11 protein-coding genes are annotated in these 12,160 nt (G+C 72.1%); 6 read left to right on the top strand and 5 right to left on the bottom strand.

Annotated features, from left to right (window positions below; genetic code table 11):
• Nucleotides 1-19: 19 nt before the first annotated feature.
• Entirely contained in the window at nucleotides 20-1,045 is a 1,026-nt protein-coding gene (locus BUS84_RS09755; protein WP_074310692.1) for a FecCD family ABC transporter permease, read from the bottom strand.
• On the bottom strand, nucleotides 1,042-1,992 hold the full coding sequence (locus tag BUS84_RS09750) for a FecCD family ABC transporter permease (RefSeq protein ID WP_074312408.1): 951 nt from the start codon (nucleotides 1,990-1,992) through the stop codon (nucleotides 1,042-1,044). Before BUS84_RS09750 ends, BUS84_RS09755 begins: the two co-directional genes overlap by 4 nt.
• Nucleotides 1,993-2,238: 246 nt before the next feature.
• Between BUS84_RS09750 and BUS84_RS09745 the strand changes: the two genes are divergently transcribed.
• The 5 genes from BUS84_RS09745 to BUS84_RS09725 all read left to right on the top strand — a co-directional run bounded on the left by BUS84_RS09745 (nucleotide 2,239) and on the right by BUS84_RS09725 (nucleotide 8,787).
• Nucleotides 2,239-3,270 (top strand): ABC transporter substrate-binding protein, encoded by a 1,032-nt coding sequence (locus tag BUS84_RS09745; protein WP_074310690.1) that lies wholly within the window; start codon nucleotides 2,239-2,241, stop codon nucleotides 3,268-3,270.
• Nucleotides 3,271-3,474: 204 nt separating this feature from the next.
• Nucleotides 3,475-5,013, top strand: a complete 1,539-nt coding sequence (locus BUS84_RS09740) for a pyridoxal phosphate-dependent decarboxylase family protein (RefSeq protein ID WP_074310688.1) — start codon at nucleotides 3,475-3,477, stop codon at nucleotides 5,011-5,013.
• A gap of 35 nt (nucleotides 5,014-5,048) precedes the next feature.
• Complete coding sequence (locus BUS84_RS09735) at nucleotides 5,049-6,338, top strand: lysine N(6)-hydroxylase/L-ornithine N(5)-oxygenase family protein (RefSeq protein WP_074312404.1); 1,290 nt, start codon at nucleotides 5,049-5,051, stop codon at nucleotides 6,336-6,338.
• A complete protein-coding gene (locus BUS84_RS09730) occupies nucleotides 6,335-6,943 on the top strand; it encodes a GNAT family N-acetyltransferase (RefSeq protein WP_074310686.1) in 609 nt (202 codons plus the stop codon). Before BUS84_RS09735 ends, BUS84_RS09730 begins: the two co-directional genes overlap by 4 nt.
• On the top strand, nucleotides 6,940-8,787 hold the full coding sequence (locus BUS84_RS09725; protein ID WP_084757304.1) for an IucA/IucC family protein: 1,848 nt from the start codon (nucleotides 6,940-6,942) through the stop codon (nucleotides 8,785-8,787). The genes BUS84_RS09730 and BUS84_RS09725 overlap by 4 nt, the downstream gene beginning before the upstream one ends.
• A gap of 18 nt (nucleotides 8,788-8,805) precedes the next feature.
• Here the strand turns inward: BUS84_RS09725 and BUS84_RS09720 are convergent, their stop codons facing one another.
• Nucleotides 8,806-9,270 (bottom strand): MarR family winged helix-turn-helix transcriptional regulator, encoded by a 465-nt coding sequence (locus BUS84_RS09720; RefSeq protein ID WP_074310684.1) that lies wholly within the window; start codon nucleotides 9,268-9,270, stop codon nucleotides 8,806-8,808.
• Between the two features lie 137 nt (nucleotides 9,271-9,407).
• On the opposite strand from BUS84_RS09720, the gene BUS84_RS09715 reads away from it, so the two are divergent.
• Nucleotides 9,408-9,968 carry an NADPH-dependent FMN reductase gene (locus BUS84_RS09715; RefSeq protein WP_074310682.1) on the top strand — a complete coding sequence of 187 codons (561 nt, stop codon included), beginning with the start codon at nucleotides 9,408-9,410 and terminating at the stop codon, nucleotides 9,966-9,968.
• A 52-nt stretch (nucleotides 9,969-10,020) separates the two neighbouring features.
• Here BUS84_RS09715 and BUS84_RS09710 read toward each other — a convergent pair whose 3' ends face one another.
• Both BUS84_RS09710 and BUS84_RS09705 read right to left on the bottom strand, forming a co-directional pair.
• On the bottom strand, nucleotides 10,021-10,941 hold the full coding sequence (locus BUS84_RS09710; RefSeq protein ID WP_074310680.1) for an RNA polymerase sigma-70 factor: 921 nt from the start codon (nucleotides 10,939-10,941) through the stop codon (nucleotides 10,021-10,023).
• Nucleotides 10,938-12,143, bottom strand: coding sequence for an NAD(P)/FAD-dependent oxidoreductase (locus tag BUS84_RS09705; protein WP_074310678.1), 1,206 nt, complete (start codon nucleotides 12,141-12,143; stop codon nucleotides 10,938-10,940). Before BUS84_RS09705 ends, BUS84_RS09710 begins: the two co-directional genes overlap by 4 nt.
• Nucleotides 12,144-12,160: the final 17 nt, after the last annotated feature.

Below are 12,160 nucleotides of genomic sequence, written 5' to 3'. Positions count from 1 at the left end.
TCGAAGGCGTCGCGGGTGTTCACAGCCGACCCGCCCGGCGTTCCATGGCCAGCAGCCAGACCAGGTAGCCACCGCCGATCACCCCAGTCACGACACCGACCGGAAGCTGGTGCCCGGTGAAGGCCCGCTGGGCCAGCAGGTCGGCACCGACCAGCAGTGCCGCGCCGACCGTCATCGACGGCACCAGGTTCGGGCCGGGCGCGCGGGTCAGCCGCTTCGCCACGTGCGGCGCGACGAGCGCCACGAAGGACACCGGCCCGGCGGCGGCCGCCGCGAACGAGACCAGCAGCACCGCGGCGGCGAGCAGCACCAGGCGCAGCCGGCGCACCGGCACGCCGAGGGCGCCGGCCGTGTCGTCGCCCAACTCCGTCATGCGCAGCGCCGGGGCGCAGGCGATGAGCAGCAAAGGCGCCAGCACGGCGGTGACGGCGAGCAGCGGCCCGGCGTTGGCCCAGCCCCGCCCGTCCAGGCTGCCGGTGAGCCAGAGCACCGCGCGGGCGGCGTCCATCAGTGGCGCCCGGGTCAGCAGGTAGCCGTTGACCCCGGTGAGGATCGCGGCGACGCCGATACCGACCAGGATCAACCGGTAGCCGTGCACGCCGCGCCGCCAGGCGAGCGCGTAGATCAGCAGGCCGCTGCCGAGCCCGCCGGCCACGGCCGCACCGGCCAGCGCCAGGCTGCCGCCGCCGAGGACGACCACCACCAGCGCACCGGTCGACGCGCCCTGGGTGAAGCCGAGCACGTCCGGGCTGCCCAGCGGGTTGCGGACCAGTGACTGGAACACGGTGCCGGCCAGCGCCAGAGCGGCGCCGACCAGCAGGGCGGTGACCAGCCGGGGCAGCCGCAGCTCGCCGACAATGAACTGCTCGGCGGGGGTGCCGCCGCCGGTCAGCGTGCGTAGCACGTCGGCCACGCCCATCGGGTAGTCGCCGCTGCCCACGGCGACCAGACCCAGCCCGGCGGCGAGCAGTGCGGCACCGGCGCCGACGACCAGCGCGCGGGGGCGGAAGCGCAGGGAGAGTCGGGGGGTGCGGATGACGGTCATGGGTGGGCCACCCGTCCGCGGGTGACCAGCCAGAGGAAGAGCGGGCCGCCCAGCACGGCCGTGACCATGCCGACCTGGAGTTCACCCGGTCGGCCCAGCACCCGGCCCAGCACGTCGGCGCCGAGCAGCAGCACCGGCGCGAGCACCGCGCAGTACGGCAGCAGCCAGCGCAGGTCGGGGCCGGTCAGGGCGCGGACCAGGTGCGGCACCAGCAGCCCGACGAAGACGATCGGCCCGCAGGCGGCGGTCGCCGCGCCGCAGAGCAGAGTGACCGCGACGATCACGGCGGCCCGGATCAGCGCGGGTCGGGCGCCCAGGGCGCGCGCGGCGTCGTCGCCGAGTGCGAGGGCGTTCAGCGGGCGGGCGGCGCCGAGCGCGACCAGCAGGCCGACCAGGATGAACGGCAGCACCCGGGTCACGGTCACGGAGTCCGCGCTGGCCAGTGAGCCGACCGTCCAGAACCGCAGCCGCTCCAGCGAGGCGGTGTCCAGCAGCATCACCGCGCTCACGTACGAGTAGAGGGTGGCGTTCAGCGCCGCGCCGGCCAGCGCGAGGCGGGCCGGGGTGGCGCCGCGCCCGCCACCGACGGCGTAGACCAGCGCGGTGACCACCGCCGCGCCGAGCAGCGCGAACCAGACGTACCCGCCGATGGCCGTGACGCCCAGGAAGGCGGCGGCGGTGGCGACGGCGGCGGAGGCGCCGGCGTTGATGCCGAGCAGCCCGGGGTCGGCCAGCGGGTTGCGGGTGAGGGCCTGCATCACCGCGCCGGCCACCCCGAGGGCCGCGCCGGCGATCAGCCCGAGCAGGGTGCGCGGCAGGCGCATCCGGTGCACCACGGCGTACTCGGCGGCGTCGCGGTGCAGCAACCCGGACCAGACGTCGCCGAGTGGCATTGCCTTCGCGCCGACCGCGATGCTGAGCAGCAGGACCGCGCCGAGCAGCGCCACGGCGCCGATCAGGCCGGCGGCGCGGGCCGCCTGGCGACCGCGTCGCGCCGGCGGTGGTCCGGGGGGTGGTGCCGCCACATCGACCGGTACGGGTCGTGCCGGTCTGGTGGCGGAGGGTGTGGCGTCCAGTGTGGGCTCCGGGGTGTGGCGACACGACGTACCGCTGTTGACAACTAACGAGGTTAGGCTAACCTAACCCCGCTGTCCTGGTCGACCCCGGCCGTCCACTGATCGAAAGACACCGCCATGCCCGATGCCCTGTCCGCCCGTCGCCTCTCCCGTCGCGGCCTGCTGGCCGCCGGTGGCGTCGCCACGCTGGCCACCCTGCTCGCCGGCTGCGGCAAGGACGACACCGCGAAACCCGCTGCCAGCACCGGAAGTGGCCCGTGGTCGTTCACCGACGACCGCAACCAGAAGGTCGAGGCGGCGGCTCGTCCGACCCGCGTGGTGGCCTTCACGGGGGTGGCTGCCGCCCTGATCGATTTCGGTCTCGACAAGCACCTCGTTGGCGTGTTCGGTGAGACCAAGCGCGCCGACGGCACGGCCGAACCGCAGGCCGGCGACCTGAACATCGAGGCCGTGGAGATCCTCGGCAACGTGTGGGGCGAGTTCAGCCTGGAGAAGTACGCGGCGCTGCGCCCCGAGCTGCTGGTCACCCACATGTACGACCCGGACGCGCTCTGGTACGTGCCGGACGAGAGCAAGGCCAAGATCCTGCCGCTGGCGCCGAGCGTGGCGATCACCACCGCCCGGGTGCCGATGACCAAGCCGATCGAGCGGTACGCCGCGCTGGCCGAGTCGCTCGGCGCGGACCTGTCTGCCAAGAAGGTCACCGACGCGAAGGCCCGCTTCGAGGCCGGTGCCGAGGCGGTCCGCCAGGCGGTGAAGGCCAACCCGGGGATCAAGGTCATGGCCTGCTCCGGCAGCCCCGACCTGTTCTACGTCTCCAACCCCAGGGTGAGCACCGACCTGATGTACTTCGCCGAGCTGGGCGTGGACATCGTGGTCCCCACCAAACTCGAAGCCGGCGACTACTTCGAGGCGCTGAGCTGGGAGAACGCCGGCAAGTTCCCGGCCGACCTGATCCTGCTGGACAACCGCAGCACCGCGTTGCAGCCCAAGGACCTCACCGCGAAGCCCACCTGGCAGCAGCTGCCGGCGGTCAAGGCCAACCAGGTGACCCCGTGGGACACGGTGCCCCGCTTCTCGTACGCCGGCTCCGCGCCGCTGTTGGAGAACCTCGCCACCGCCATCCGGAACGCGAAGAAGGTCAGCTGACGCCGTGACCGCGAGCCCCGTCGGCCGGCGGGTGACCTGTGCCGGCTACCGGCGGGGCGGGCTCTCGGAGGACGACCTGCGCGCCGAGGCACCGGCCGGCGCCACCGCCTGACCGGCGACCCATCCGAAAGCAGCACGCCCCCGGCGCGACCGCGCCGGGGGCGGGTTCCGGCTGCCCATCGTCGAGAACGTGGAGGACATCCCGTGACCGTGCCGACGTACCCCGTCGAGATCATCGCGCCGCCATCGGCGGCGGCCGCCGCGCGGGCCCACCTGCTGCACGGCGACTCGGTCGAGCAGTACCGGCGGACACTCGCCGACGGCGTCGATCGGGTCGCCCGCCGGATGGCCGCCGTGGACCGGCCCGGCACCGGGATCACCCCGGCCGAGCTGGCCCCCGTGGTCGACCGCGTCGACCTGGACCGTCCCTTGGGCGACGCCAACGCCGCGCTGGACGAGCTGGAGGACGTCTACCTGCGCGACGCCGTCTGGTTCCACCACCCCCGTTACCTCGCCCACCTCAACTGCCCGGTGGCCATCCCGGCGCTGCTCGGCGAGGCGGTGCTCACCGCGGTGAACTCCTCCCTGGACACCTGGGACCAGAGCGCCGGGGCCACCCTCATCGAACGGCGTCTGATCGACTGGACCGCCGAGCGGATCGGCCTCGGCCCGAACGCCGACGGCGTCTTCACCAGCGGAGGCAGTCAGTCCAACCTCCAGGCGCTGCTGCTGGCCCGGGAGGAGGCGTGCCTCGCCGCGACCACCCCGGCGGCCCGCGCCGACCTGCTGCCCCGGCTGCGCGTGCTCACCTCCGCGGCCGGTCACTTCAGCGTGCAGAAGTCGGCCAAGCTGCTCGGCCTGGCTCCGGACGCGGTGATCGCGGTGCCCACCGATCCGCAGCGACGGATCCGGCCCGCCGCCGTCCGTGACGAGATCGCCCGGTGCCGGCTGGCCGGGCTGGTGGTCATGGCGGTCGCCGGCACCGCCGGCACCACCGACTTCGGCTCCATCGACCCGATCGCCGAGCTGGCCCGGGTCTGCGCGTCGGCCAGCGTGTGGCTGCACGTGGACGCCGCGTACGGCTGCGGGCTGCTGGTCTCGCCGACCCGCCGGCACCTGCTCGACGGCATCGAACGGGCCGACTCGGTGACGGTGGACTACCACAAGTCGTTCTTCCAGCCGGTCAGCTCCAGCGCGCTGCTGGTCCGCGACCGGCGGGTGCTGCGGCACGCCACCTACCACGCCGACTACCTCAACCCGGCGCGGATGGTGGAGCAGCGGATCCCCAACCAGGTCGACAAGAGCATGCAGACCACCCGCCGCTTCGACGCGCTGAAGCTCTGGCTGACCCTGCGGGTGATGGGCCCGGACGCGCTCGGCGCGCTCTTCGACGAGGTGGTCGACCGGGCCGCCGACGCCTGGCAGCTGGTCAGCGAGGATCCCCGCTTCGAGGTGGTGACCCGTTCCGAGCTGAGCACGGTGGTCTTCCGCTACCTGCCCACCGGCCCGGGCCGGGAACTGGCCGACGCGGCCAACCTGCACGCCCGGGAGGCGCTGGCCGCCTCCGGCGCCGCAGTGGTCGCCGGGACCCGGGTGGACGGCCGGCACTTCCTGAAGTTCACCCTGCTGAACCCGGCCACGACCGTCGACGACGTCGACCACGTGCTCGAACTGATCGCCGCCCACGCCGGCCGGTACGTGCATGAGCACACCGCCGCCGACCTGACCTGCCACGTCGGCTGATGCCGGTGATCCCGAACCCGCGCCTGGAGGGCCGGATGTCCACCCACGACTTCATCGCCATCGGGCTGGGCCCGTACAACCTGGGCCTGGCCTGCCTCACCGCGCCGATCGACGAGCTGGACGGGGTGTTCCTGGAGGCCCGGCCGAGCCTGGCCTGGCACCCCGGCATGCTGCTGGAGTCGGCCCGGTTGCAGACCCCGTTCATCGCCGATCTGGTCAGCCTCGCGGACCCGACCTCGCCGTACTCCTTCCTCAACTACCTGAAGGAGATCGGCCGGCTCTACCCGTTCTACATCCGGGAGAGCTTCTACCCGCTGCGCAGCGAGTACGACGCCTACTGCCGGTGGGCGGCGGCGAAGCTGCCGAACCTGCGCTTCGGCCAGACGGTCACCGCCGTGGAGTACGACCCCGTCGACGAGCGGTACGTGGTGCGAGTCAACACCGCCGCGGGGGAGACGGTGGAATACCGTGCCCGGCACCTGGTGCTCGGCACCGGCATCCCACCGCACCTGCCGCCCGCGGTCGCCGGGTTGCCCGGGGACGCGGTGCACAACTCGCGCTACCTGGAGCACCGGGACGCGCTGCGCACCAAGCGCAGCATCACCGTGGTGGGCAGCGGGCAGAGCGCCGCCGAGATCTACTACGACCTGCTCGGCGACCTCGACCGGTACGGCTACCAGCTGAACTGGGTCACCCGCTCGCCGCGGTTCTTCCCGCTCGAATACACCAAGCTCACCCTGGAGATGACCTCACCGGACTACGTGGACTATTTCCACGCGCTGCCCGAGGCGACCCGCTACCGGCTGGAGTCCGAGCAGAAGGGCCTGTTCAAGGGGATCAACGCCGACCTGATCAACGACATCTACGACCTGCTCTACGCGCACAGCGTCGACGGTCCGGTGAACACCCGGCTGCTCACCAACACCGAGCTGACCAGCGCCGACCACCATGACGGGGCGTACACGCTGGGGTTGCGCCAGGTGGAGCAGGAGCGCGACTTCGACCTGCGGACCGAGGGCCTGGTGCTGGCGACCGGCTACCACTACCGGGTGCCGGAATTCCTCACGCCGGTGCGCGACCGGATCCGCTGGGACGCGCACGGCCGGTTCGACGTGGCCCGCAACTACAGCATCGACCACAGCGGCCGGGGCATCTTCCTGCAGAACGCGGGCACCCACACGCACAGCATCACCTCACCGGACCTGGGCATGGGCGCGTACCGCAACTCGTGGGTCATCCGGGAGCTGCTCGGCCGGGAGCACTACCCGATCGAGAAGAGCATCACCTTCCAGGAGTTCGGCGCGCCCGCCGGGGTGGCGTCGTGACCGTCGTCTTCACCCGCGTCGACGATCGGCTCGGTGAGTTCGCGCTGCGTACCCTCGACCCGGACGCCGACGCCGCGCTGCTGCACTCCTGGGTGACCCACCCGAAGGCGGCGTTCTGGTTGATGCAGGACGCCGACCCGGCCGGCGTGGCCGAGGAGTACCGGCGGATCGCCGCCCACCCGCACCACGACGCGTACCTCGGCCTGTGCGACGGGCGGCCCGCCTTCCTGGCCGAACGCTACGACCCGGCCCACGTCGAGCTGGTCGGCCTGTACGACGCCCAGCCCGCCGACGTGGGCATGCACTTCCTCTGCGCACCCACCGACGCCCCGGTGCACGGGTTCACCCGCGCGGTCATCACCACCGTCATGGCCTGGCTCTTCGCCGACCCGGCGACCCGCCGGGTGGTGGTCGAGCCGGACGTGCGCAACACCGCCGTGCACGCGCTGAACGCCGCCGTCGGCTTCGAGGTCGTCGGCGCCGTCGCCAAGTCCGAGAAGGAGGCGCTGTTGAGCGTCTGCACCCGGGCCCAGTTCCACGCCGCCATCGACCGCGCCGCCGCCGACCCCGCCGCCGCCACCCGAACCGAAGGAGCCCCGGCGTGACCGCCACCGCCGTCCCCACCCAGCCGTCCTCCGCCGCCAGGTCGGCCGCCGACGACCCGGTCGGGCATCTCACCCCGCAGCTCTGGGCCCGGGCCAACCGGCTGCTGGTCCGCAAGGCGCTCGCCGAGTTCACCCACGAACGGCTGATCACCCCCGTGCCCGTGCCAGGCGCCGGCGACGACCGACGGTGGTACGAGGTGCGCAGCGACGACGGCACGGTCACGTACCGGTTCGCCGCGCGGGTGCTCGCGTTGGCGCACTGGCAGATCGACGCGGACAGCATCACCCGGCACCGCGACGGCACGCCGGTCCCACCCGACGCGGTGGACCTGATCGTCGAGCTGCGCGACTCCCTCGGGCTCTCCGCGCGGGTGCTTCCGGTTTACCTGGAGGAGATCACCTCCACCCTCGCCGGCACCGCGTACAAGCTGGCTCGGCCCGCGCCGAGCGCCGCCGAGCTGGCCGAGGCGGACTTTCAGACCATCGAGACGTCGATGACCGAGGGTCACCCCTGCTTCGTGGCCAACAACGGCCGGCTCGGCTTCGGCGTCGACGAGTACCACCGGTACGCCCCGGAGGCCGCCGCCCCGGTCCGGCTGGAATGGCTGGCCGCGCACCGCGACCACTCGACGTTCAGCAGCGCCGCCGACCTCGACTACGACACCCTGATCGAGAGCGAGTTGGACCCGGACACCCGGGCCCGGTTCGCCGCCACGATGGCCGGCCTCGGGCTGGACCTCGCCGACTACCACCTGATCCCGGCGCACCCGTGGCAGTGGTGGAACAAGCTGGCGGTCACCTTCGCCGGCGAGCTGGCCGAGCGCCGGCTCGTGCACCTCGGCCCCGGGTCCGACGAGCACCTCGCCCAGCAGTCCATCCGTACGTTCTTCAACGTGACCGCGCCGGGCCGGCACTACGTCAAGACCGCGCTTTCGGTGCTGAACATGGGCTTCATGCGCGGGCTGTCGGCCGCGTACATGGCGGCCACCCCGGCCATCAACGACTGGCTGGCCGACCTGATCGCGGGCGACGAGGTGCTGACCGGCACCGGGCTGACGATCATCCGGGAGCGGGCCGCGGTGGGCTACCGGCACCGGCAGTACGAGGCGGCCACCGACCGCACCTCGCCGTACCGGAAGATGCTGGCCGCGCTGTGGCGAGAGAGCCCGGTGCCCGGCCTGGCCCCGGGCCGACGGTTGACCACCATGGCCGCGCTGCTGCACGTGGACAGTGCCGGCGGCTCGCTGGCGGCGGAGCTGATCGCCCGGTCCGGGCTGGCGCCCGAGGTGTGGCTGCGCCGCTACCTGGACGCCTACCTGACCCCGCTGCTGCACAGCTTCTACGCCCACGATCTGGCCTTCATGCCGCACGGCGAGAACGTCATCCTGGTCCTCGACGAGCGGGACACCGTCGAGCGGGTGATCTTCAAGGACATCGCCGAGGAGATCGCGGTGATGTGCGCCGAGGTCGAGCTGCCGCCCGCGGTGGAGCGGATCCGGGTCGAGGTGCCCGACGACACCAAGCTGCTGAGCATCTTCACCGACGTGGTCGACTGCTTCCTGCGTCACCTCAACGCGGTGCTGGTCGAGGCCGGCGTGCTGGCCGAGGAGGTGTTCTGGCGCACGGTCGTGGCCTGCGCCGCCGACTACCTGGACCGGGTGCCGCACCTGGCCGAGCGGGCCCGCCGCTACGACCTGTTCGCCCCGGAGTTCGCGCTGTCCTGCCTCAACCGGCTGCAACTGCGCGACAACCAGCAGATGATCGACCTGGCCGACCCGTCGGCCGCCCTCCAGTTCGTCGGCACGCTGACCAATCCGCTGGCCCGCTACGCGCCGGCCCGGTGACACCGGTCGCGCTTCGGCTCAGTCGGCCGTGCCGATCTGCCGGAACGCGCGGGCCAGCTGGACGAGATCGAAGCCTTCGAGGTGGTCCAGGAACCGCCGCCGCACGGCGGCCAGGTGGCTCGGCCAGGACTCCTCCAGCCGGGTGAAGCCGGCGGCGGTGAGAACGGCGTTCCAGCCGCGGGCGTCCTGCTCGCTGCGGACCCGCTCGACCAGGCCCTGCGTCTCCAACCGGGTGATGGTGCGGGTCATCCCGCTGAGCGAGAGTTGGCACTCCGCGGCGAGTTCGTTCATCCGTAGCTGCCGGCCCGGCGCCTCGGAGAGGACCCGGAGGGCGGTGTACTCGGTCAGCGGTAGCTGACGGTCGCCGGTCATGTCGGCGTCGATGGCCCGAGGCAGGACGAACATCAATTGGCCCAGGGAGCGGACCAGCGCCTCCTCGTCGGGGTTGAGGGGGCGAAGGGGTTCTGCGGAGTTGCCGGACATACCCCCATCCTAGTTGCTTGACCGAGCAACTGCCGACCCGTGCTGTGATCCTCGACATGGAGGAAGAGTTTGCTTGACCAAGCAACAACTGGCTAGCGTTCACGTCGCCAGGCAAGGACCTTCTGAAAGGCGCAACCATGACCAGGATCGGGATCATCCTCGGGAGCACCCGCCCGGGCCGCAACGGCGAAGCCGTCGCCCGCTGGGTCCTCGAGGTCGCCAAGCAGCGCTCCGACGCGGAGTTCGAGCTGATCGACCTGCTCGACTACAAGCTGCCGCACCTCGACGAGGCGTACCCGCCGGCGATGGGCCAGTACACCCAGCCGCACACGCTGCGCTGGGCCGAGACCATCGCGTCGTTCGACGGGTTCGTGATGGTCACGCCCGAGTACAACCACTCCACCTCGGGCGCCCTGAAGAACGCCATCGACTTCCTCTACGCCGAGTGGAACAACAAGGCCGTCGGCTTCGTCAGCTACGGCTCGGTCGGCGGCGCGCGCGCCGTCGAGCACCTGCGGCTGATCTCCGGTGAGCTCCAGATGGCCGACGTGCGGTCCCAGGTCGCGCTGTCGCTCTTCACCGACTTCGAGAACTTCAGCGTCTTCAAGCCCAACGAGCACCAGCGGGACGCCCTCGGCGTCACCCTCGACCAGGTCGTGGCCTGGAGCACCGCGCTGGCACCGCTGCGCCAGCGCTGACCACGTTTCGTACCGACCCGGAGCCGGCCGCGGGATCCTTCCCGCGGCCGGCTCAGCTCGTGGCGAGGTCGTGGGTGGTGCCGTCGCCGACGGCTCGGAGCTTGTCCGGGTTGGCGACGTTGTGAATGGTGGTGATGCGGCCGTCGGCGTCGATGTCGAAGGTGACGGTGGCGATCACCCGGCCGGCCCCGCTGAACACCAGGCCCGGCCCGTTGTTGATCTCAACCAGGGTGGCGCGCATGTCGTCGGGCCGGACGCCCTGGTAGGTGACGGTGCCGATGGCCGCGAACCAGGCGGCGACCGTCTCCGCACCCACGATCGGGCGCAGAGCCTGGCGGACCTTGCCGCCGCCGTCGGTCCACAACGTGACGTCCGGCGACAGCAACTCCAACAGGGTGTTGATGTCGCCGCCGGTCGCCGCGGCGAGGAATCGCTCGGTCACCCCACGCTGCTGCGACCGGTCCGCCGTGAAGCGTGGGCGCCGGGCGCGCACGTGCTCCCGAGCGCGGTGCGCGGCCTGGCGCACGGCGACCTCGGAGCGTTCCACCGCCACCGCGATCTCGCCATGGCTGAAGTCGAAGACCTCCTTCAGGACGAACACCGCCCGCTCGAGCGGACTGAGCGTTTCCAACACCACCAGCATCGCCATCGACACCGACTCGGCGTCGGTGACGGCGTCCGCGGTGTCGCCTTCGGTCAGGACGGGCTCGGGAAGCCACGGCCCCACGTAGGTCTCGCGTCGGTGCTGGCTGGAGCGCAGACGTTGCAGCGCGAGATTCGAGACGATGCGCGCCAGGTACGCCTTGGGGTCGGCCACCTGGGAGCGGTCGGCCCCGGACCATTTGATCCACGCGTCCTGGACGGCGTCCTCGGCGTCGGCCGCCGAGCCGAGGATGCGGTAGGCCACCGAGAACAGCAGGTTGCGATGGCGGTGGAAGATCTCCTGGTCGGCGTCCGACTGCGGGCGGGTCACCGCGCGTCCCGGAGCCGGGTGAAGCGCCCACCGTGCGGCCAGAACGCGCCGGAGGAGGGCAGCTTCACCATGCGGAGGTAGGTCGGCCAGGGGGATGCGCTCACCGTCTCCTTGTACCAGACCGCCGCGCGGCCGGTCAGACACACTCGGCGCGGGCTGTCATCGGGGTGGGTGAACTGCACGACCGCGTCATGCCGGCCCAGGCTCACCGGGGTGTGGTAGTAGCCGAACCGGAACGGCCTGGGCTGCCTGCCGTCCAGCGCGCGGGCGATCGACACCGCCGCGTGCACGCCGGTCGGCATGCCGCTCTGGCAGGTGCCGTGCATGTTGCCGTAGCCCTGGCGGATCGCCGCCGCGTCGCCGATCGCGTACACGTCGGGGTGCGACACCGACCGCAGTGTGGCGTCGGTGACGACACGACCGCGCTGGTCGACGGTCAGGCCCGCGGCGGCCGCCAGCGGTGACACGCGAGTGCCGCCCGTCCACAGGACGACATCGGCCGCGATGCTCGTCTCGCCCGCCAGCTCGACCGAGTCGGGCAGCACCTTGGTCACCGCCGTCCCGCTGTGCACCTGGACACCGAGACGATCGAGCGCGGCCCGCAGATAATCCCGGGCCCTGGGGTTCATGCTGGCGCCCGGTTCCTGCCGGCCCGCCAGTACCACGTTCAGCCGCGGGTACCGCTCGGCGATCTCCGCGGCCGACTCGACCCCGGTCAGCCCACTGCCGACGACCACCACCGTGCCGTCGGCGAGCCGCGCCAGCCGGTCGGCCAGCGACGCCGCGTCCTGGGCGCTGTCCAGGGTGTACGCGTGGTCCTCGACCCCGGGCACCAGCGTCGTGTCGGCCACGCTGCCCAACCCGTACACCAGCGTGTCGTAGTGCAGCACCCGGCTGTCGTCGATCCGGACGGTCTTCGCGTGCGCGTCCACCGCCGTGACCCACCCGCGGACGAACCGGGCGCCGGCGTCGGCCAGGAGCGCCGGGATGTCCCGCTCGTGCAGGTGCTGACCGGTCGCCACCATGTGCAGCCGCAACCGTTCGGTGAACCGCTCCTGCGCGTTCACCAGGGTCACCTGCACGTCGGTGCGCCGCTTCGTGCGGGCCGCGAGCTGGATCGCCGCGGCCATGCCCGCGTACCCCGCGCCCAGGATCAGCACGCGGTGCGTGGTGGCCGTGCCGGCTTCGTGTGATGTGCTCATCGTCGGGCCTCTCTCGT

The sequence above is a fragment of the Micromonospora cremea genome (genome assembly GCF_900143515.1).
Taxonomy (GTDB): domain Bacteria; phylum Actinomycetota; class Actinomycetes; order Mycobacteriales; family Micromonosporaceae; genus Micromonospora; species Micromonospora cremea.
This window is presented reverse-complemented; position numbering and strand designations above follow the sequence as displayed.